The 21913-nt window shown below is 55.9% G+C and carries 21 protein-coding genes; 1 reads left to right on the forward strand and 20 read right to left on the reverse strand.

Features of this window, described 5'->3' with window-relative positions:
- Positions 1-294: 294 nt before the first annotated feature.
- From AC2A1E_RS11900 to AC2A1E_RS11990, 19 genes are all read right to left on the reverse strand, one after another.
- Entirely contained in the window at positions 295-1257 is a 963-nt protein-coding gene (locus AC2A1E_RS11900) for a LysR substrate-binding domain-containing protein (protein WP_484383911.1), read from the reverse strand.
- Positions 1258-1502: 245 nt separating this feature from the next.
- The gene (locus tag AC2A1E_RS11905) at positions 1503-2258 is read right to left on the reverse strand and encodes a GntR family transcriptional regulator (RefSeq protein ID WP_484383912.1); all 756 of its coding nucleotides are present in this window, start codon (positions 2256-2258) and stop codon (positions 1503-1505) included.
- 13 nt (positions 2259-2271) lie between these two features.
- A complete protein-coding gene (locus AC2A1E_RS11910; protein WP_484383913.1) occupies positions 2272-3012 on the reverse strand; it encodes a sugar isomerase domain-containing protein in 741 nt (246 codons plus the stop codon).
- A gap of 17 nt (positions 3013-3029) precedes the next feature.
- Positions 3030-4340, reverse strand: coding sequence for a PTS ascorbate transporter subunit IIC (locus AC2A1E_RS11915; protein ID WP_459399488.1), 1311 nt, complete (start codon positions 4338-4340; stop codon positions 3030-3032).
- A gap of 2 nt (positions 4341-4342) precedes the next feature.
- Positions 4343-4624, reverse strand: coding sequence for a PTS sugar transporter subunit IIB (locus tag AC2A1E_RS11920; RefSeq protein ID WP_473190408.1), 282 nt, complete (start codon positions 4622-4624; stop codon positions 4343-4345).
- A gap of 35 nt (positions 4625-4659) precedes the next feature.
- Positions 4660-5094: a PTS sugar transporter subunit IIA gene (locus AC2A1E_RS11925; RefSeq protein ID WP_484383914.1), complete on the reverse strand. Its 435-nt coding sequence runs from the start codon at positions 5092-5094 to the stop codon at positions 4660-4662.
- On the reverse strand, positions 5066-5827 hold the full coding sequence (locus AC2A1E_RS11930; protein WP_484383915.1) for a creatininase family protein: 762 nt from the start codon (positions 5825-5827) through the stop codon (positions 5066-5068). Before AC2A1E_RS11930 ends, AC2A1E_RS11925 begins: the two co-directional genes overlap by 29 nt.
- A gap of 9 nt (positions 5828-5836) precedes the next feature.
- The gene (locus AC2A1E_RS11935; RefSeq protein WP_484383916.1) at positions 5837-6808 is read right to left on the reverse strand and encodes a phosphotriesterase family protein; all 972 of its coding nucleotides are present in this window, start codon (positions 6806-6808) and stop codon (positions 5837-5839) included.
- Between the two features lie 175 nt (positions 6809-6983).
- Positions 6984-8294, reverse strand: coding sequence for a tricarballylate/proton symporter TcuC (tcuC, locus tag AC2A1E_RS11940; protein WP_484383917.1), 1311 nt, complete (start codon positions 8292-8294; stop codon positions 6984-6986).
- A gap of 148 nt (positions 8295-8442) precedes the next feature.
- Positions 8443-9561, reverse strand: coding sequence for a tricarballylate utilization 4Fe-4S protein TcuB (gene tcuB / locus AC2A1E_RS11945; RefSeq protein ID WP_484383918.1), 1119 nt, complete (start codon positions 9559-9561; stop codon positions 8443-8445).
- A complete protein-coding gene (gene tcuA, locus AC2A1E_RS11950) occupies positions 9548-10951 on the reverse strand; it encodes an FAD-dependent tricarballylate dehydrogenase TcuA (RefSeq protein ID WP_484383952.1) in 1404 nt (467 codons plus the stop codon). The genes tcuB and tcuA overlap by 14 nt, the downstream gene beginning before the upstream one ends.
- An 86-nt stretch (positions 10952-11037) precedes the next feature.
- Entirely contained in the window at positions 11038-11964 is a 927-nt protein-coding gene (locus AC2A1E_RS11955; RefSeq protein ID WP_484383919.1) for a LysR substrate-binding domain-containing protein, read from the reverse strand.
- Positions 11965-12009: 45 nt separating this feature from the next.
- Positions 12010-13212 (reverse strand): 3-(3-hydroxy-phenyl)propionate transporter MhpT, encoded by a 1203-nt coding sequence (gene mhpT / locus AC2A1E_RS11960; RefSeq protein WP_484383920.1) that lies wholly within the window; start codon positions 13210-13212, stop codon positions 12010-12012.
- 123 nt (positions 13213-13335) lie between these two features.
- Positions 13336-14346, reverse strand: a complete 1011-nt coding sequence (gene mhpE, locus AC2A1E_RS11965; protein ID WP_484383921.1) for a 4-hydroxy-2-oxovalerate aldolase — start codon at positions 14344-14346, stop codon at positions 13336-13338.
- The gene (locus AC2A1E_RS11970) at positions 14343-15281 is read right to left on the reverse strand and encodes an acetaldehyde dehydrogenase (acetylating) (RefSeq protein ID WP_484383922.1); all 939 of its coding nucleotides are present in this window, start codon (positions 15279-15281) and stop codon (positions 14343-14345) included. The genes mhpE and AC2A1E_RS11970 overlap by 4 nt, the downstream gene beginning before the upstream one ends.
- Complete coding sequence (gene mhpD, locus AC2A1E_RS11975) at positions 15278-16075, reverse strand: 2-keto-4-pentenoate hydratase (RefSeq protein WP_484383923.1); 798 nt, start codon at positions 16073-16075, stop codon at positions 15278-15280. The genes AC2A1E_RS11970 and mhpD overlap by 4 nt, the downstream gene beginning before the upstream one ends.
- A 14-nt stretch (positions 16076-16089) precedes the next feature.
- Entirely contained in the window at positions 16090-16947 is an 858-nt protein-coding gene (locus tag AC2A1E_RS11980; RefSeq protein ID WP_484383924.1) for an alpha/beta fold hydrolase, read from the reverse strand.
- A 26-nt stretch (positions 16948-16973) separates the two neighbouring features.
- Entirely contained in the window at positions 16974-17918 is a 945-nt protein-coding gene (mhpB, locus tag AC2A1E_RS11985; RefSeq protein ID WP_484383925.1) for a 3-carboxyethylcatechol 2,3-dioxygenase, read from the reverse strand.
- Position 17919: 1 nt separating this feature from the next.
- Entirely contained in the window at positions 17920-19587 is a 1668-nt protein-coding gene (locus AC2A1E_RS11990; protein WP_484383926.1) for a bifunctional 3-(3-hydroxy-phenyl)propionate/3-hydroxycinnamic acid hydroxylase, read from the reverse strand.
- A 133-nt stretch (positions 19588-19720) separates the two neighbouring features.
- Between AC2A1E_RS11990 and AC2A1E_RS11995 the strand changes: the two genes are divergently transcribed.
- A complete protein-coding gene (locus tag AC2A1E_RS11995; protein WP_484383927.1) occupies positions 19721-20530 on the forward strand; it encodes a DNA-binding transcriptional regulator in 810 nt (269 codons plus the stop codon).
- Between the two features lie 183 nt (positions 20531-20713).
- Here AC2A1E_RS11995 and hcaD read toward each other — a convergent pair whose 3' ends face one another.
- Positions 20714-21913, reverse strand: a complete 1200-nt coding sequence (gene hcaD / locus AC2A1E_RS12000; protein ID WP_484383928.1) for a 3-phenylpropionate/cinnamic acid dioxygenase ferredoxin--NAD(+) reductase subunit — start codon at positions 21911-21913, stop codon at positions 20714-20716.

Raw genomic sequence — 21913 nt, forward strand, 5'->3', positions numbered from 1 at the left:
CTCCCTTATGTTTAGGGCGGCAGACTCGCCGCCCTAAACAAGTGCCTACCCATTTACCTAGTCAATTCTGAAATCATCAAACGGGTCTATATAACCTCGCGATCCAGTTGTACACTGCCTATCAGCCACTTGGCGTGAAAAGTTCTGATTTTATTAACAAGGAGTGTTGATATGTTCTCGAGGATTATGTTTGTCCTGTTCGCTGCTGCCGTCTTATTGGTGCTGATTAACTGGGAACGGATGTGGGCAATCATCCGCCCAATGGTGTAACACCGTAATGGGCCAGCAACAGCCTCACCCCCTCTCCTGCGGGGTGCTGATGCTGAAAACGCTCCGTCCTCTATTTATGGCAATATCATTGCTGCACTCTTTGTGGATCTCCGAGATTAAAAGCCGTGCTAGCGGTGGCAACGTGGTTTGCTGGCGGTAGAGCAAACTGTAATGGCCATCAGGAAGTTTTTCTTTTAGCGGGATGAAGCAAAAAAGATCTTTCATCGAATCCGTGTGTTCAATCAGCTTGGGGCTGATTGACAGATAGTCAGCCTCTAAAATCAGATGTTCTGCCATGGCGACAGAATCCCCTTTCAATATCCAGTTTTCTGCTTTTGCTTCTGCCGGGAAAAAAAGAGACTCGAGATCGTTGTAATATCCAGCATCGGCCACGGGGAGATACCATTTGGCATTGCGAAGCGCTGCCAAAGAGGTTGCATGCGCCAAAGGATGGCCTTTTCTGGCAATGACACCGAATGAACAGGAAAAGAGAGGCTCTTCGATAAACTCTCCCAGGGAGATTGCATCAGAGATTATGCCAATAAAGAAATCCAGCTTCCCTTCCCGCAGGGCGGGCAAAATCTCAGACTGCTGGCCTTCGTAAAGTGTTATCTCTGCATTGGGATAAGCCTGCAGAATGCCAGTAACGGCACTGGAGATAAATTTGAACACCCTGATGTGCGAACAACCAAATGAGACACTCCCCTGGTGCAACTCCTTGACCTGCTTCACTTCGTTTACCGCAGTCTCTAACTCACTCAGCACCCGTCTGACACGGGATTCGAAGCGCCTTCCAATATCGGTCAGCACCATACCTTGCGAGTTTACAACCATCAATTTAGCCCCCAAAATCGTCTCCAGCTCACGCAAAGAACGGGACATATTCGATTGAGTTTGGTTTAACACCTTTGCGGCCGCACGCATGCTGCCATGCTGAATAATGGCCTCAAAAATTTTGAGATGACTGACTGTAGGCAGACGCGACACAAGGCACCTCTGGGTTAATCAATTTAGAACCACTTTCCAAAGCTCTTTCTATACTCGTCATACTTCACGTGGCCTGAGGGTTCGCCAGGCTGGAAGGCCCAAGACATGTCATCTGTCTCCGAGGTTTTCAAACTTGCCGCGCCCCGCAACTTGAAGAACTAAGGGAATACATAAAGAGACATCAGCAAACACATCGCTTCAATGAAAATATAGCAAAATAATAAACTCACCAGTCAAAATAAAGCTCACCGGGCTTTATCGATGGTGCAATTCCACTGCTGGTTCACCACGCTCTGATTAGCAACGATCTGTAACGATAATGCCGCATCTTGCATATGTGTAACGCTGTACTCAAGCACCACATCATCCAAGTTACTGGCGGTGCGCTCGATTCTAAACAGTGCGCAACCCTGCTCGATGTTCAACAGATGGGCTAATTTGGCGTCGCAGATCACCGGCGAATAGCGCTCCGCTGCCTTGGTCGGGGAATAGCCGAAGGTTTCCCGCAGTTGCCCATATAAAGGGCTGCTATTGTCGACATGGCTCAGATCATTATACACCCGGCCATTTAAATAGGTGACCGCATGGCCAACCACTTTCTCCCCCTGCATAAACACGCGTTCCAGGCGCATCAACTGGCTGCCTAAGTCCAACCCCATCCGCTCCGCCACTTCTTGGCTGGCCATCGTCGATAACAGGGAGAGGATTTCCACCTCAACCGGCGTTGCCGAGTTGAAGGTCACCAAGGCATCCGGCAGATCGGTATAGTGCTTATGCAGCGCATCACGATTGATAAAGGTGCCTTTACCCTGCTCGCGGTAAACCATGCCAATACTGGCCAGTGAATCAATCGCTTGTTTGATGGTACCGCGCGCGACTTTGAACTCGTCGGCGAGCAACAGCTCGCCGGGGAGTTTATCGTTATAGGTAAAGGTGATGATTCGTTGCAGGATAATGCCTTTTATCCTGAGATACAGTGGAAGTCCGTCAGACTCAAACATACTCATGCTCCACTCAGAGGTAGTGTATTTGGCTCCTGTAAGCGTCAAGTATATCCTGATTTATCTGCTGATTACCGTCTATGTTTGCGCTCGCCAGGATCGGCGGCGTGCGCTGTTGCTGTTGCATCAGTTCGCAAATACGCAGAACCAGGCTGTTGGCGATGGTCGCCCCCATAATGGTCGACAGCGGCGCGGCTTTTTGCGCCAAGCCCGGCAGGCTGACGGCGGCATCGCCATAATCGCACTGGTTATCGATGGTGATGTCCGCAATATCCACCAACAGCTTGCCGCTGGAATGACGCGAACTGACGCGCGCGGCGGTAGCCAGGCTGGTGATGGCAATCACCTTGGCACCCACGGCTCTGGCGGCTAGCGCCACATCAATGGTAATGGCATTGCGACCAGACACCGAATGAACCAACAGCGTATCGCCCGCTTGCAGCGGTGATTGTTCAATCAGCACCCTGCCCAGATGTTCTACGTTTTCCACGGCACTGGTCAGCGTCAATGGCCGCACGTTAAGCATCAGTGCGGGCGTGAACAACGGGTTGACGATAGCTAACCCCCCTGCCCGGTAGCTCATCTCCTCCGCCAGAATGCCCGCATGGCTGGCACCAAACACAAACAGGTTGCGGCCAGCCAGCGCCGTTTCGGCCATCACTTCCGCCGCGCGATTAATCGTCTCTGGTTGCTGTTCCAACTGTGCCAACTTCTGCCGGATTTGATCGTAGTATTGGCTTAATGCCTTGCTCATAACCTTCCCTCATCTATTCAGAATGTCAGCAGCTTGGTCAACGCACTAATCAGCGGTGCCAGCATAAACATATCGCTGTCACCGGCCCACAGCGCGGTGTCAGGAATAGTGTCACTGATAAAGTAATTAACGCAGAAGTATTGTCCCCAGGCCACTACCGTGGAAGTGACAAACCCGGCAAGTAACGCCCCTTTATACCCGCCGGTGATATTGCCAAATACCCCCGCCGTACCCGCGTGGAAGAAAATCACAATCATGCTGGGAATGAAAACATAGCCGGTATAATGGCCAATCAAGGTGAGCCACAACAGTGAACCAACAAAGGCCCCTACAAAGCCCAGCACCACCGCATTCGGGGCAAAGTTGAACAGGATCGGGCAATCCAGCGCAGGTTTGGCACCGGGCACCAACCGCGAGCCAATGCCGTTAAAAGCAGGCACCATTTCACCAATAAACATCCGCACGCCGAGCAGCACTACGGCAATGCCGCCGGTAAACATCAGCGATTGCTTCAACGCATAAATATAGAAACTCAAGTCACCAGACTGCGCCAGAATTTCCGCCGCTTTTGGCGTGCCTTTGATTTGCAGAATAAAAGTGCCGATAAAGAACAGCAGCGACATGGTCAGCGCCGTGACCACGTTGGAATCGCGCAGGAAACCAAGTTTTTTCGGCACCTTGATGTCTTCAGAACTGATTTTATTCGCCGAGAAAAGCTGGCCAAACAGCGCCCCTAACAAAGCGACGGAAGCCGAGGTGTGCCCCAAGGCCACATTGTCGTTGCCGGTAATTTTGCGCACCCAAGGCTGCACCAGCGCCGGTTGTAACGTCCAATACAGCCCCATGATCACCGTCAGCATCAGCGTCAGTTGCAGGCCGGAAATCGCCGGGTTGCTGTTCACCATCACACCGGCAAAAATCATGGTGGTCCAGAACATCATATGGCCGGTCAGGTAGATATATTTAAACCGCGTCAGGCGAGCCAGCAGCAGGTTGAGCGCAAATCCCCCGGCGATGGCGATGGTGACGCTGCTGCCATAGCGTTCGGTGAAATGCACTTGGCCGATGATATTGGTTAAGTTCATCGAACTCAGGCCGAACACTTCCGTCCAGATGGGCTGAAAGATCAGCAGCGCCGAGACGATAATGCCTGCCCCCGCCCCAATAATCAGGAATCCCAAAATGCCTTTCAGCGTGCCAGAGACAATATCGGCCAGCGGTTTGCCTTGTAATACCAGCCCCAGCAGCACAATCAGGCCGATTAAAATAGAAGCTTCCCCAAAAATATTGACCGTAATCCAGCGCAATACCCCCAGAAATTCGCTCATGGCTATGCTCCCTGTTGCAGAATACCGGCCTGTTCCAACGCCTGGGCAATCTCTTTGTTGTCGATATAGTTATTCACAATCACCACCGGGCACGGCATATGCCGCAGATTGTCCACCAGCTCTGCATTGGTGATCACCACGTCAGCACTGGCCGAGGCGGCCGAAGAGACATCCATATGCTCAACGGAAGCCTGAATACCGTGCTGCTTTAACACCGACTCCACGTTCATTTTAAGAATCAGGCTAGAGCCCATACCCAAACCGCACACCGTCAGAATTTTCATTGCTCTTCACTCCGTGTTAAGCCATCAAGATCGGGTTATACCGCGCAAGCCATCAGCCGATAAAGCTGCTCAGGGTCGCGGGAATTCATTAGCGTATGCAGGTTATTTTCATCTGCCAGCAGGGTGACAATGTGTTGAATCAGTTGAATATGCCGATCGCTGCTGGTGGCAGACAGCCCCAGCACCACCTGCACCGGATCGTTTTCGGCATGGTTAAATACCACTGGCTCACGCAGCCGTATCAGGCTGAACTGTGGCTTGATCGCCCCTTGCTCCGGGCGAGCATGTGGCATTGCCAAACCGGGGGCAATTACAAAGTAGGGGCCAAACTCCCGGTAGTTGGCCACCATCGCCTGCACATATTCCGGCTGGCAGGCACCCGCTTGGCACAGCGCGTCTCCCGCCGCCTGAATGGCCTGTTCCGCATTGCTGGCCGGATAATCAATACTGATGGCTTGCCGAACGATCATTGTTGCCTCCCTCTGCCAAATGAAGGCGGATGGAAGCCAGCGTGGCCTCCAGCGCCTGCTGCACAAATACCTGTCCTTTTTCCTGGCTGGCGCAGCCGGGGTCCCCTAACACCGCATAGTCAGAAAACTCCGTCCAGCGTACTGGCTGGTAGCGGAAATTCTCTGGGAATCGCGGGTAGTGCGCGCGCGCCAGCGCCATATCAACGTGTTCCGGTGCCAATGCCAGCATCAGGGACGTTTCAATCTCATCGGCATGCATATAGCCAGGGTAGGCAACGGCAGAGGTGCGTAATTGGCTAACGCAGGCGTCCATACCGGCCCAGCTATAGCTGAGCAGCGTAATGCCCTCTTCCTTCAGCAGTCTGGCGGCGGCTTTGATGGCGTCAAAATTGCCGTAATGGGCGTTAATCACCGCCGTGGTCGCAACACCATAGCTGGCCATATTGCGTGCCAGCGATACCAGCAGTGGCACCAGCAGATCGTTACCAATATCGATCGCCCCCGCGTGCCCGCGCAGTGACCACACCTGGCTGTAAGGCACTACTGGCAGGCTGATCGCCGCTTCTCCCAGTTGCTGATCCAGCAAGGCACAGAAACGTTCGGCCAGCAGATTGTCGGTATCCAACGGCAGATGATCGCCATGCGGCTCCACCGCGCCCAGCGGCAGCAGTGCAATCTGCGCCTTTGCCAGCGCCTGTTTGGCCTGTTGCTCATTTAACGCGTGCAGTTTCATGGTGCCCCCTTAGCCGAAAGCAAAATAACGGGCGGGGTTTTCTACCAGGAAGTCATGCAGCAAGGCTTCGCCATCCAGCCCCTCTTCCTGAGCTTCGGCAATAAATCTTGGCCGCCAATCGGTCAGGATAAACTTCAGCCCCAGGCCGCCTTTACCGTAGTGGGCACTCATGGATTTACGGGCGAAATCGCCGCCAATTAAAATTTGTTTCTGATAGCCGCGTTTGCACAGTGCCAATATGGCCTGCGTGCGGACATGTTCTGGGTAGTATTTGATGCGGCTCATCCCATCAAAGGAAAGAAATGCCCCGGTGTTGGCAATCTGACGGTGGAGCCACGGATCGGGATTACGATCCATATGAGCAAAACAGAGGCGGGAAAAATCCAGCCCCAAACCTCGAAATATCTGCGTCTGTTCCAGCCCCATGGTGCCCATTTCCGTATGGCTATGCATCGGCGCGCCAGTGCATTGCTGGGCCCTGACGATGACTTCCATGGTTTTGCGTTCTAACGGGGAAATAGTGTTGTAGCCGGTGCCGCATTTCACCACTCCGGCGCGATAATGGCTCCCTTCAATGCCGGTAGTGACTTCATGGCAAACGTGCTCCACCAATGCATCGATTGATGAGTGTTCAATCCAGTCGGCAAAGGTTTGTGTTGAGCCAGGCCGGTTGCTGCTCCAAAGGAATCCTTTGTTAAAGCCGCTGGTCGCAATAACCTGCACCTGCTGGCGCTTGGCCATTTCAGCAACGGCAACCACCTGGCGGCCATAATCGGGAGCGGTAGCATCGTAAATGGCCCGTCCACCCGCCTGATAAAAATCAGCCAGCTCCCGTTCGGAAGCGGCGGGATCATCCAGCAGCAAATCGTCATCCTGACGTTCTGCCCAGTAGGGGGGAATGCAATAGATGTGATCGTGGCTGTAGGTCACACCGAGTTGGCTGGCGTCAATATCACCGTTTAGCGTGCGAATAGATCCCATGAGAACCGCTCCCTGGATCGGAAAAGAAGGTGCTCTCAACATAGGGTAGGATCACTTGACCGGTCAAGTGATCAAGCTCGCAAATTAACCAATCTGTGATTAGCTTTGTTAGCTGATAAATGACAATGGCCACGCCCTAGCGCAGCCATCAAGAGAAGGGAAATAGCCTGATTCGCTAAGCCGCCTCACTCACCGCCTTACCGTTTTTGGCTAATTTGAAAAAGAGCATCCAGGTCGCGATCAATCCAGAAAACGCGGCAAACATCAGCCAGTAAGAAGGCGAACTTTTACTCCCGGTGATCTCCACCAGGCCGGTTGAAATGATCGGCGTCAGGCCACCAAACACCGCCGTTGCCAGGCTGAAGGCCAACGAGAAACCTACCGTACGCACATAGACAGGCATCACCTCGGTCAATGCCGCTACCATCGCGCCGTTATACATACCAAAGAAAAACGACAGCCACAGCAATACCACCGTCATGCGTTCAAAGCTCGGTGCCTGAGTCAGCCATTCCAATGCCGGATAAGTGGTCAGCAATGCCAAAACGGTGATAGTCATTAAGACCGCTCTGCGGCCAATACGATCGGAAATCGCCCCGCCGATCGGCAACCAGAAGAAGTTGGACAAACCAACCAGCATGGTCACGATCAGGCTGTCCTCGGCGCTGAGATGCAGCACGCTTTTGCCATAGGTGGGCGTATAAACGGTAATAAAGTAGAAAGTAGTGGTGGTCATGGCTACCAGCAGCATACCAGCCAGGATCACCTGCCAGTTTTGTACCACCGTATACAGAATCTCCCGCGTATCAGGCCGATGCTTACGATTAAGGAACTCTTCGGTTTCCACCAGCGATCGGCGTAATACAAAGATTAATGGAATAATCATGCAGCCAATAAAGAATGGAATCCGCCAACCCCAGGCGGATATTTCCGCCGGTGTCAGATGGGCATTCAGGTAATAACCAATCAGCGCCGCCGCAATAATAGCAATTTGCTGGCTGGCAGATTGCCAACTGGTATAAAAACCCTTATTTCCCGGCGTGGCAATTTCGGCCAGATAAACCGACACGCCCCCCAGTTCCACACCGGCAGAAAACCCTTGCAGCAAACGCCCCAGCAGCACCAGCGCAGGTGCCAATAAACCGATGGTGTCATAACCGGGCACTATGGCGATCAACAAGGTTCCGCAGGCCATAATAGCTAACGTCACCATCAGCCCTTTGCGGCGGCCAATTCGGTCGATATAAGCCCCGAGCACGATGGCCCCGATCGGGCGCATCAGAAACCCGGCACCAAATACGGCAAACGTCAGCATCAGTGAGGCAAATTCATTATCAGTTGGGAAAAAGGTTTTAGCGATATAGGTGGCATAAAACCCGAACAGAAAGAAATCGAATTGCTCAAGGAAATTCCCGCTGGTCACGCGCAATATGGCACCCAAATTGGCGAACCGCGGGTTGGCTTTTTTGACGGTATTTTCAACCATTGTATATGTTCTCCATGGCAATCATTTGTCGCCATATTTATATATACCCGTCATACTTCAAGTTGCATCTACGTTGGCTTTCCTGCAACTCGAATTATTTAGGGTAAAATTATGTAGGGTAGATTTATTAAACACCTTGAAAGTTGAATCAGGCTTTACGCCTTTTTTCTATCGCCCACTTTAATAAAGCCGCAGTACGATAAAAACCATGGGCAAACTTGCCGTAAGGCAGCAATAAAAACAGCGCCATCACGGTTGCCAAATGAATAGCCAGCAGTGCTCCCATTAGCGCAGTATCACGGCCAATCAGTAACGCGATGCCGGTCACGCTCACCAGCAGCAGTAACAGAATAAAACCGCGATCCATCGGTTTTTGCGCCGCGTCTCCATGAGCCGGGTTGCGGCGCAGGTTCAGCCACAGCAGGCCTGCCGGGCCAATAATCAACCCTATGCCGCCCAATGTGCCCAATATCACCGGCAAACTCAGCAGGTCATAGGGTGCCTCTTCTCCCAACAGGTAGTGGTAGCCGGTAGCCACCAGCGTGGCGGCAAAGCACAGCATAAACCCGTAGAAGGTAAAGTGATGGAACCGACGCCGCCGCAGGGTAAAGGCATCATCCTCATCATTGCAGCCTTCACCATGCCCCCCGTCCAGATAGGTCAAGGTCAGTACATTACGGGTGGTTTCTGCCAGCGCAGGCAGGCTTCCCGCCACCGGTGAGATCTCGCGCCAGAACTTGCGGGTGCTGAACAGCAATGAACCAAGGGAAAAGACAAATACGCTGCCGAACATCACCGCCAGCAGGTTATGCGGGAATATCTGATAGAAATCACCGGCCAGCGGCGGATGTATTAGTGAACCATTGATAAACATCATCAATAACAAAAACAGCCCCAGAGCAAAAGCCAGCGCCACGGCTACCGCCGTTCCCGCCCGCTGATACAACACGCCCAATCTGGCTGGCCAAGCGTATTCCTGATAGGTTTCGACGCGCACTTTGGCCATCGCCTGCGGTACATTCACGCCGAACTCATGGGGCGGCGCGTATTGGCAGGCGTGCAGGCAGGCCCCACAGTTATGGCAAAGATTAGCCAGATAGTTGATATCAGCCTTGCCGAACGTCAGCCGATAGGTCATGGCAGGGAACACGGCGCAAAAGCCTTCGCAGTAACGGCAGGCGTTACAGATTTGCATCACCCGTTCCACCTCCTGCTCGTTATCGGTCAGGGATTGTGCCTCACGGATTAGCAATTCAAGCTGTTGCATACTCAGCCTCCTGCTGCGCGGCCAGTGCCGCTTGATGACCGGCGATACGACCGAAGGCCGTGCCGATAGACATGCCAACGCCTGCGGTATACCCCTTGCCCAGTACGTTACCGGCCATCATCTCTCCGGCGACAAACAGATTGCGGCTAGGCTGGCCGTTAAAATGCACCGCAGCCTGCTCATTCACCTTCAAACCCAGATAGGTAAAGGTGATGCCCGGCCGAAGCGCGTAGCCATAAAAAGGAGGGGTGTCGATCGGTAACGCCCAGTGGGTTTTCGCCGGAGTCAGGCCCTCGGTGTGGCAATCGTCCAACAGGGTATGGTTGAAGGTTCCTGGCTGACAGGCGCGGTTATAAGCCTCCAGGGTTTGGATAAACTGCTCGGGATCCAGCTCCAGTTTCACGGCCAGATCGTGCAGGCTATCGGCTTGCACCCCAGGGAATACCGGCGGCATAAAGCGCCCGATAGCTTTGCTATCAATAATCGAGTAACCAATTTGACCGGCCTGCTGCGCCACCAGGCGGCCCCAGATCGCATAACGCTTCGGCCAGAAGTCTTCCCCTTCATCATAGAAACGCTGCGCTTGGCGATTCAGCACAACCCCCAGCGAAACGCAGTCGACACGGGTGCAGATCCCGCCGTCATACAACGGAGCACGCGCATCGATCGCCACACAGTGGGATTGGGAAGGATCGCCGATCACATCCGCCCCAGCCTCCATCATAAACTTCAGCAATACGCCCTGATTAAACCGGGTGCCCCGGATCAGAAAGTTGTCTGCGGGCCATTCACCGGCAGCGTTTTGCCCCCAGGCCTCACGCAGCCAATCGCGGTTAGATTCAAACCCACCGGCGGCCAGCACGCAGGCACGGGCCGTTATACGCTGCTCGCCAATCCGCGCCGCAACAAATTGCCCGTTCTGCAACTCCAGGGAATCTACCGGGCTGTTATAGCGGATCACCACGCCCAGTTTTTCTGCACTGCGATAGTAAGCATTGATTAATGCTTTCCCACCGCCCATAAAAAAGGCGTTGGTGCGGGCGACGTGTAATGCGCCGGAAAGCGGCGGTTGAAAATGCACGCCGTGTTGTTTCATCCAACCACGGCAGGTGGCGGATGCCCTGATCGCCATTCTGGCCAGCGGTTCATCGGTCAACCCACCGGTCACCTTCAGCAGGTCTTGCCAGAATTCTTCCTCAGGATAGCTGTCGACCAACACATCCTGTGGCGCATCATGCATGCAGCGTAAATTGCGCGTGTGCTGAGAATTCCCGCCGCGCCACTCTTTGGGGGCCGCTTCCAATAGCAGGACGGAAGCCCCCCGCTCTCTGGCGGTGAGGGCCGCGCACAGCGCCGCATTGCCCCCGCCGATGACCACAACATCAAACATAGTCACACTCTCGGTGTTATCCTTTTGTGACTAAAATGTAACCTGCGGTCTAAACAAGCAGCTAGCGGGTAGCGCTTAACGGGGGTTTAGCGATCGTGAAGGGTCGCACCCGGCCAACTACCTTGCGTCACCAGCTGCTGGATCACGCTTTGCAGCACCACCCTGGCGGCCAGCCCAACCGGGGAGAGTTCATCATCAGACAGGCTGACCAGAAAATTGGGGCGGCTTAACAGCGGATTATCTATGGCGATCACCTTCAGATTGTCATCCACCATGCGAGACACCGCCGCACCCGGCTGAATGGTGGCCCCCAGCCCATGGCGAACGGCATCCATCAACATCGCCAAGCCGTCGATCTCCGCCAGAATATTCAACTCTACCCGTTGCCGGGCAAAAACCGTGTTGAGCAACGCCCGCAAGCCGTGCGCTTGGCTGGGTAAAATCAACGGTAAGCTGGCCAACTCTTCAGGCGTAATGGGTTGATGCTGAAAGCGCCCGACGATCTCCTGTCTACCGATCAGAAATAGCCGTTCGGCCAAAATCGGCAGCGCGCTCCAGGTCTGGACGGTTTTATGCTGAAACAGGATCGCCAAATCCAACTGGCGGGTGTTAATCATCGCCGCCAGATTGCCCGACAGGCTTTCCACCATATGCAGCCGGATGTGCGGATAACGCTCCTGCATCGCCAGCATAAAAGGTAGCCCTAGCACCGAGGCGGTGCTGGGTGCCATTCCGACGCTGACGTGCCCGGAGAGCCGGGCCTGCTTTGCCGCCCGCACCGCATCATCGGCATGGCGCAAGGCCAGTTGAGCCTGAGAGAAAAAGGCCAGACCGGCATCCGTTGCCACGATACCGCGCGAGGTTCTTTGCAATAAGCGGATGGCCAGTTCGTTTTCCAGACGGCTGATTTGCTGGCTCAGGGCAGAAACGCCGATATTCAGATCGAGTGCCGCTTTCCCCATACTGCTTAACTCAACGGCTCGCACAAAATAGCGTAACTGTCTCAGCTCCATATTTTTCTCCCACTCATCCGCAAGGTATTTCCCGCTATAGGTTCTTCAACCCACATTGCGCCGGTTGAGGTTAAGCAGCCAGAATACGGCAATCCCAGCAATTACGATCCCCGGCGCCGATGCCGCCATCACTCCTACCGTCCCAGTCCCTAATGCCAGCATCTTACCGGCGATCAATGGGCCACTCATCGCCCCTAAGCGGCCAACGGCAACGGCGGTACCAACGCCTGTCGCACGTATCTCGGTAGGATAAAACTGCGGAGCGAGAGCATAGAGCACGCTTTGCCCACCGGTGGCGAACAACCCGGCAACAAATCCGGCGGCCAGCATGGTGTCAAAATGGGTTGAGCATCCCAACGAAACCAGTGAGAGCAGCATGCCAACGTAAATCAGTGCCGACATCACCAACGGGCGTAACCTGTTCATCAAAGCCCCTAGAATAAGCGTGCCAACCGCCGCGCCAATCTGCAGGGTAAACACCACCCAGGATGCCTCCGCAGCCTGAAACCCTTGATTAACCAGCAAGGTTGGCAACCAGTTAATCAGCATGTAAACCACCAGCAGAGTAAAAAAATAGCTGAGCCACAACAGTAACGTGGGCAACGCAGCTCCGTGGCGGAACAGATCGGCCAATGGCAATGCGGCGATCGCCTGCCGATGATCGCTGAACAGGCGAGATTCGGGTAACCTGTTGACCAAAAGCGGCACCAAAATTAGCGGCACCACGCCGCCAAGCCAGAAGATCGTTTGCCAGGGCAAGGTCACCCCCGCGATCCCCACGGTTGCAGCCAATGCCGCCCCCAGAGGAACACCACAATACATCATGCTGACAGCAAACCCGCGCAAGCGAGGCCCTGCCGCCTCAGAAGTCAGTGCTATCAGATTGGGCAGGGCTGCTCCTAGCCCGGCCCCCGTCATCAAGCGGGCAATCACTAGCGTGCTAAAATCCCAGGCAAGTGCTGTCGCAATAGAAAACAGACCAAACAGCGCCACCGAACCTATCAGTACTTTCTTGCGACCATAGCGATCGGCCAGCCGCCCGCCAGCGAAGGCCCCGGGTAACAGCCCCAGAATGCCAGCGCTGAAAATCCAGCCCATTTGCATCTTTTGCAGCTCGAACGCCTGAGCGATGGCAACGGCTGCAATCCCCATGGCCTGTAGATCCAGCCCTTCCATCAGGGCAACCAGGAAACATAAACCTATCGTAATGACCAAACGTGAATCGACTTTAGACAAAGCGACATTCATAAAGGTACCTTTGGAATAAGCGATTATTCGATGAGGTGAAGATATTCAAACGCAGGCAGCCCTTCGATCTGGCGATCGAATGAGCGGATAGAGTGCAGGCCAGTCTGGCTGGCCTGCTTATAATTATCGAGAACGTAAATCCAAAGCCACATCAACGATCATATCTTCCTGACCGCCCACCATCCGGCGTTTACCGAGCTCAACCAGAATATCCACCGCGTTGATGCCGTATTTCTTCGCCGCCACTTCGCAGTGGCGCAGGAAGCTGGAATAGACCCCGGCGTAACCGAGCGCCAGCGTTTCGCGATCGACACGCACTGGCCGATCCTGCAACGGGCGAATCAGATCGTCGGCGGCGTCCATCAAGGCATACAGATCGGTGCCATGGTTCCAGCCGAGCTTATCCACCGCCGCGATAAACACTTCCAGCGGCGCATTGCCTGCCCCGGCCCCCATGCCTGCCAGGCTGGCATCCACGCGATCGCACCCTTCTTCCACCGCAACAAGCGAGTTTGCCACGCCAAGGCTGAGGTTGTGGTGCGCATGCATCCCGGTATGAGTTTCCGGCTTCAGCACCGCTTTCAGCGCGCGGAAGCGGGCACGAATATCGTTCATATTCATCGCACCGCCGGAATCCACCACGTAGATACAGGTTGCGCCGTAGCTTTCCATCAGCTTGGCCTGGCTCGCCAGATTTTCCGGCGTAGTCATGTGGCTCATCATCAGGAAGCCCACGGTGTCCATCCCCAGTTCACGGGCATAGGCAATGTGCTGTTTTGACACATCCGCTTCGGTGCAATGGGTCGCCACGCGCACTACCCGCGCCCCGGCGTTATAGGCATCCTTCAGATCGTGAATGGTGCCGATCCCCGGCAGCAGCAGAGTAGCAATTTTTGCGTGCTTGGCGACGTCCGCCGCCGCAGCGATCCACTCCAGATCGGTATGTGCGCCAAAGCCGTAGTTGAAGCTGGAGCCTTGCAGGCCATCGCCATGCGCCACTTCGATCGAATCCACCTTCGCCGCATCCAGCACGCGGGCAATGTCCTGCACGTTTTGCAGCGTATATTGGTGGCGAACCGCGTGCATGCCGTCGCGTAATGTCACGTCCGAGATGTAGATTTTTTTCCCATTCATACCCGTTCTCCCATCGACTGGGCCATACGCTCGGCGGTCGCCAGCGCAGCAGAAGTCATGATATCGAGGTTGCCAGCGTAGGCAGGCAGATAGTGCGCCGCCCCTTCAACCTCCACAAATACCGAGGTTTTCAGGCCAGAAAAACGGCCAATTCCCGGCAGATTGAGCGGGGCTTCTGGCGGGATCACATCAAACTGCACTTTCTGCTTCAGGCGGTAACCCGGCACATAGGCCTGCACGGCGGCGGCCATTTCATTGATCGACGCCTCAACTTTGGCCTGATCCACCGCTTCGCTGAGCACATAAACGGTATCGCGCATCATCAGCGGCGGCTCTGCCGGGTTCAGCACGATAATGGCTTTGCCGCGCACGGCACCGCCCACCACCTCAATCGCTTTGCTGGTGGTTTCGGTAAACTCATCAATATTGGCACGGGTGCCTGGCCCGGCAGATTTACTGGCGATCGAGGCGATGATTTCGGCGTAATGCACTTTCGCCACTCTAGAGACCGCCGCCACCATCGGAATAGTCGCCTGCCCGCCGCAGGTCACCATGTTGACGTTGCCCTGGCTGAGATTCTGTTCCAGATTCACTACCGGAACGCAGTAAGGGCCAATCGCCGCCGGGGTGAGGTCGATAAGCCTGATCCCCGGCTTGGCCGCCCGCAGCACCGCATCATTCTTCACATGCGCACTGGCGCTGGTAGCATCAAACACAAAGTCGATCCCGGCAAATTCCGGCATCGCGATCAGCCCCTGCACACCGGCATGGCAGGTCGGCACGCCCAGGCGGCGGGCACGTGCTAAACCATCCGACTCTGGGTCGATCCCCACCAACACACCCATTTCCAGGTGTTTGGCGTTACGCATAATTTTGATCATCAGATCGGTACCGATATTGCCGGAACCGATGATCGCCACTTTTCTCTTACTCATGACGCGTTATCCTCATAAAAATAGGTCGCTACCGTGCCAACACCGTCAATTTCTGCCTTAAAACTGTCACCAGCATTCACCGCGACCATCGGCCCCAGCGCTCCGGTCAGTACCACATCACCCGCTCGCAGCGGTGTGCCCAGGCTGGCCATGGTGCGTGCCAGCCACACCGCCGCATTGATCGGATGCCCCAGACATTCGCTGCCGCGCCCGGTAGACACCACCTCGTTATTGCGCGTCATCCGCATGCCGCAATTCTGTAAATCCAGCCCGGCAAAGCGGCGCGCGGGGCCGCCCAATACATACACGCCACAGGAGGCGTTATCCGCTACGGTATCAACAAACTTGATCGACCAATCTTTGATGCGGCTGCCGACCACTTCCAGCGCAGGCATCACCCATTCCACCGCACCGCACAGCTCATCAAAGGTGGTATCGGCATTCGGTAGATCGCGGTTCAACACCAAGGCAATTTCTGCCTCAATGCGCGGCTGCATCACGCGAGAAAACGGGATGCCCTGGTTATCGCCGTAGCACATGTCGGCAAACAGCGTGCCAAAGTCAGGCTGGTCCACCCCCAGTTGCTGCTGGACTTTAGGGTGGGTGAGGCCCACTTTGCGCCCCACCACGCGGCGGCCAGCGGCCTGCCAATGCTGCACATTCAGTTGCTGGATGGCATAAGCCGCTTCGCCATTGCCCACGCCGAGACGATCGCGCAAGGGTTCAATCACCTTGCCGCTGGCCTCTGACTGGCGCAACGCCTCAGCCAACTGCTCCAGACTGTAATCACTCATGACTCACTCCCTGACTAATGGCTGAGGAAATCCAGCACCATACGGTTAAAGGTCTCAGCATGTTCCCATTGCGCCCAATGCCCGCAGTTGCTGAACACATGCAGTTGAGATCCGGCAATGCCCGCCAGCAGGCGCAGGCCGGTATCCATCGGCACAAAGCGATCGTTACGCCCCCAGACAATCAGCGTTTTAGCCTTGATCTCACCCAAGCGCGGGCTGAAATCCGGGAACTGTTTTGGATTGATCGTCAGGCTTTTGGTGAAGTTTTCCAGGTGATCGCGATTCGCCAGAATATTGTCGAGGCGCGTTTTGAACAGTTCTTCGGTCAGATCGCTCGGATCGTAAACAAAGACGTTCATCATTTTGCGCAGGTTGTCGATATTGGGCTCGCGGTACAGCCCTTGCAGCAGTTTGATGCCTTCGGTCGGCATTGGCACAAACGGGCTGGCCCCGCCGGTACCGCCGCCCATCAACACCAGTTTGCCAACGCGCTCTGGCCAGGTCAGGGTAAAGGCCACGGAGCTGTGGCCGCCCATCGAGTTCCCCAGCAGGTGTACCTGTTGCAGATCCAGCGCATCCACTAACCCTTTCAGGATGCGGGCATTAAGATCCGAACGGGAACCGGTGCTGACGATCGAGTCACTTTTGCCCCAGCCGGGGCAATCCAGCAGGATCACCCGGTAACCGGCCGCCACCAGCGGTTCGATATTGCGGCTGAAATTGGCCCAGCCGCTGGCACCGGGGCCAGAGCCGTGCAGCATCACCACGGTTTCTGCGCCGCTGCCACAGTCGTTGTAATGGATTCGCAGATCGGCTTCGCCTTCACGGATTTGCACGAAGTGGCTGGTATTTTCTTCAGTAAATGATGTCATGACTTTCTCCTGTCATCCTGGTGATTTCAGCGGCGTGGCGCAGCGCTAAGGGAACCAAATCCGGTGATCCACTCCGGCAGTTCGCGGTAATAACGGTTTTCGGCCTGATACGGGCCAAATGCCGACAGCGCCGCAAAGGCGGCCATCCAGGCTTTAACCTCATGGGTCGAGCGGCCCGCAATGTCTGACAGCTCCTGATTACCGAGCGCATCCAGTTCAGCAAGCTTGCCGCTGGAAAGGATGTCCATAAACTGGTTATCCCAAACCGGGTTAAGCGGGTGCAGCGAGTTGTTATCTTCCACAAAGCCGCGCGCCGCAGAAATAACGCGGTGCTGGCGAGCCTGACGCTCGTCTGGCGGTAAGTGGCGGCCGCTGCCTAACAGGCGATCACGCGTGTGAGCATCGGCCCCGGCCAGTTGCGGCACCGGTGGCTGGTGCGAGAGCCCGCCGGAGCCGAGGAACAGCACCCGCTTATTGAGGCCACGGGCAAAACGGCCAACGGCCTCACCCAGCAGGCGCGTACGCTGGAAGCTTGGCATCGGCGGTGCCACGCCGTTGACGAACACTGGCAGCACCGGGTAATTGGCCAAACCGCCGAGCAAATACTCCAGCGGCTGAGCAAAACCGTGATCCACCTGCATACAGTAGGAAACCGCCACATCCACCCCGGCATCCATCACCGCTTGGGCACAGGCTTCGGCCAGTTCGGCAGGAACCAGGATTTCGCCCGCCGCGCTGCTGAAGTCACCGATCGCCGTGGCCGCCGTACCAATACAGAACGACGGCATAATGTCGTAGAAGAAACCGTTGTAATGATCCGGCGCGAACAGAATCACCAGTTCGGGATCGAATACGCGGATCCGTTCCCGCGCATCAGCAATGGTTTTTTCCACTTCAGCCAACACGTCGGGAGCCGGATCAACGTAGCCCACCAACGGTGAGTGTGAGAGGCAATGGAGATAAGCGTTCATATCAAGCCACCTTATTTTCAATAATGGGAGTGAACACCGGGGAGCGCAGCGAAACGGCCACGGCCAGAGCATCCATCAGGGTGCCAAGCGTCTGTGGCGTCGCTATACCGGCGATAAAACGATCGGGGCGCAGTACGACAATCGAATGCTGCTGACTGGCGAACCACTCTTTGAGCCGCCCGGTGGTATCGCCGAGGCAAATCACACCGGCCGGACGTTGGCCTACGGCCGGTAGCTGTACTTCCGGCACCACCTGAATAAACTGCGTGCCTGCCTTTTGCCACTGAGCAATCTGCTCGTCGCTCAGGCCCCATTGCGGGTTACAGCCCCAGGCGATAATGGCAAAGTGCGGCCCAATCACGTCGTCCAGCAGCCGCTGTACACCGCCGTTGAGCATGACTTTGGGTTGAATAAACATGCGCCCGACCGGCGAGTTTTTCTCTTTACCCGCCACCAGTGCGCCGGTTTGGTATTGCGGCATCGGCTTAAAGCGCATTTCGAGGAAATAACGTTTGATCGGCGGCAGGTAGTTGAATGCCCAAGCAAGACCATCGCGCACTTTGCCCTGCCAGCGGTGTGGCGGTGCCAACACATGCCCGGCGGTGACCGAGAGATCGATCATCGCTTTGGCGTGATCGCGGCGCTCCTGTTGATAGGTGTTGAGCAGCGTCTCTTTTGCCTGTTCGTTGACCACCATCGCCAGTTTCCAGGCCAGGTTGAAGGCATCGCGCATGCCGCTGTTGTAGCCCTGCCCTTGCCACACCGGCATGATATGCACCGCATCCCCTGCCAGCAGAATGCGATCGACGCGGAACTGCGCGGCCAAACGAGCGTTATGGGTATAAACCCGCTGGCGGATCAGCTCCACCCGATCGGGATCGGGCAGCACCTTCGCCAGCAGTTCGCGCATTTTTTCCGGCTTGCTCAGTTCGCTTTCGGTTTCACCCGGCATTACCATAAATTCGAAACGCCGCACGCCATGGGGCAACGCCGCCGAGACGTAGGGCCGCACCGGGTCGCAACACATATAGATATGTGGTGTGCTGAGCGGATCGTTAGCGATATCCACCACCACCCACTGATTGGGGGCGGTTTTGCCATCAAAGGCGATGCCCAGAGTACGGCGTACGAAGCTGCTGCCGCCGTCACAGGCCACCAGCCAAGCGGCACGCACCGTTTCGCGCTGGCCTTCGTCATCCTCAATTTGTAGCGTGACGCCGGTGGCGTCCTGGCTGAACGCCATCAGGCTGCGGGAGAAGATGCTGCGCACCTTGGGGAAGCGCTTCAGGCCATCGAACAGCACGGCATCCACCTGCGGCTGAATAAAGGCGTTGCGGCGTGACCAGCCAAACTCGTCGGTCATCGGCTGAATGTCGGCAAAGCAGCGCCCTTTCGGCGTCAGAAAACGCATCGCGTGCCACGGGGTGGTATGCGGCAGCACGTTATCAACCAAACCGACGGCCTGAATGGTGCGCAGGGCTTCGTCGTCAATGCCAATGGCGCGCGGGTAATCGATCAGGGTATCGAGCTTCTCGATCAGCAGAACCTCAATTCCCATCTGGCCGAGATAATTCGCCATCATCAGGCCGACCGGGCCAGCACCGACAATAGCGACCTGAGTCTGGTAATCGGCAACCAGACTTTGTTCTGAAGAATTGCTGTAGGGCATAGGTTACTCACTTGTTAACAATTTTTTATTGTTTTGGGAGTATATGAGGCGCATTTTTCGCCTACAATGAAAACCCCTTAAGCTGTGCACCAGGTGCACAGCAATGTTTTAAAAGGATTTATTGAGGCTAATAATGCAACCCGACCACAATACCGAATACAAAACCGTGCGCGGCCTGACGCGCGGATTGGCGTTGATCAACGTGCTGAATCGGTTGGACGGCGGTGCCAGCATTGCGCAGTTGAGCGCCATCACACTTTTGCACCGCACCACCGTGCGCCGCCTGCTGGAAACATTGCAGGAAGAGGGCTATGTACGCCGCAGTTCCTCGGACGACAGCTACCAGCTCACGCTCAAAGTGCGTGAATTGAGCGAAGGGTTCCGCGATGAGCAATGGATCTCGGCCATCGCGGCCCCGCTGCTGGGGAAGCTGTTGCAAGAGGTGGTGTGGCCCACTGACCTCACCACCCTGAATGTCGACGCCATGGTGGTACGTGAAACCACCCACCGTTTCAGCCGCCTGTCGTTCCACCGCTCAATGGTCGGGCGCCGCCTGCCCCTGCTGTTGACCGCTTCCGGGCTGACTTATCTGGCGTTTTGCCCAGATCATGAGCGGGAAGCGTTGATCTCACTGCTGGCCACCCGCGATGAAGTGGAATACCGCCTGGCGCGGGAACCGCTGCGCTTGGGGAGTATTCTGCAACGCATCCGGCAGCGCGGTTACGGCGAGAACTACATGGGTTGGCAGCAGGAGCAGAAGATCGCCTCAATTGCCGTGCCCATCCATAGTCAACAACGGGTGATCGCTAGCCTGAACCTGGTGTATATCGCCAAAGCGATGTCGATTGAGCAGGCCGTCGAGCGCCATCTGGCCGCGCTACAGGAAACCGCACGACAGATTGAAGCGGGCATACGCCGGGAAATATCTGGGCATAGTGCCTAAGCGCCCCTCACCCTAGCCCTCTCCCGCAGGGAGAGGGAACTGTCCGCGCCACGGGGTGATCCTGAAGCCGAACTCCTCTCCCTGGAATCGCTGCCACTGTTACCCCTAAACCTAAAAACCGGCACCGCTCAGCCCCCTCTCCCTTGGGGAGAGGATTGAGGTGAGGGAAAAAGCGTCACCGCGCTAAACCAGGCTTTTCAGCGCCACCTGCGGATCAACCAGTTGTTTCTCATCCACCTCTTTGCCCTGTTGGATCATTTTGCGCAGATGGCGGAGTTCGCGGCCCTGATTCAGTGTGATGGCCCCGATCAGCTTGCCGTCTTGCAACGCAAACCAGATCGCGCTGTGCCCTTCGGTATTGCCACGCATCAGCCAACGTTCACTCTGCATCGCGCCAACAAACTGGATATTGCTGTCGAACTGATCGGTCCAGAACCACACGGGCACCGGTGCTGGCAGCGGTTTATCCAACATGGCACAGGCCGCCACCAACGCTTGCTGGTTGGCGTTGTCCCAGGTTTCCAGACGTACCAGTTGATCCCCCTGGCGGCGCAAAGTGACATCACCGGCCGCGTAAATCTGGGCAACCGAAGTCCGGCAACGATCGTCAACGATGATGCCGTTGTTAGTCGCCAGCCCGGCCTGGGTAGCCAGTTGATCGTTGGCTTCAATCCCGATGCCATAAATCACCGCGTCACCCGTCAGCCGCTCGCCGCTCTGCAAGGTCAGCACCACCCGATCCTGCTCGATGGCGGCGTGCTCAATCCGCGCATTCAGGCAAAAACGCACCTGATGGTGTTGATGCAGGTTCGTCAGATAATCACGCACCGGCGGTGGTGCGTTACGCCCCATCACTATCGGTGCCTGTTCAATCACCGTCACCTTGCAGCCGCGCTGCGTGGCGCTGGCCGCCAGTTCCATACCGATGGTGCCCGCCCCCACAATCAGGATCTGCTGGTTTTCGTTCAGCACAGAGCGCAACCGCCGGGCATCTGCCGCCGTGCGCAGCGTATGTGATTTTTCACCCAGCGCGTCCAACTGCGCCAAACGGCGCGCTTTGGCTCCGGTCGCTAACAGCAATTTGTCCCACACCAGCTCTTCACCATCGGCCAATACCACGCTGTTTTGGCTGATATCAATGGCAACCACCCGCGCATTGTTGCGCAGGGTGATGCGATTTTCTTCATAGAAGGTGGCTGGCAGAATGTCTTGCAACTGCGGGGTTGGCGACAGCAGCATGTCTTTCGACAACGGCGGACGCTCGTAAGGGATCTCTGGCTCTTCGCTGATTAAGGTGATGCTGCCGGTAAACTGTTGCGCGCGTAGCGCGGCAGCAGCCATGGCTCCCGCCTGACCGCCGCCGATAATCACTATCTGTTTCAT

This window comes from Serratia sp. HNCC26DJ206, from assembly GCF_057180605.1.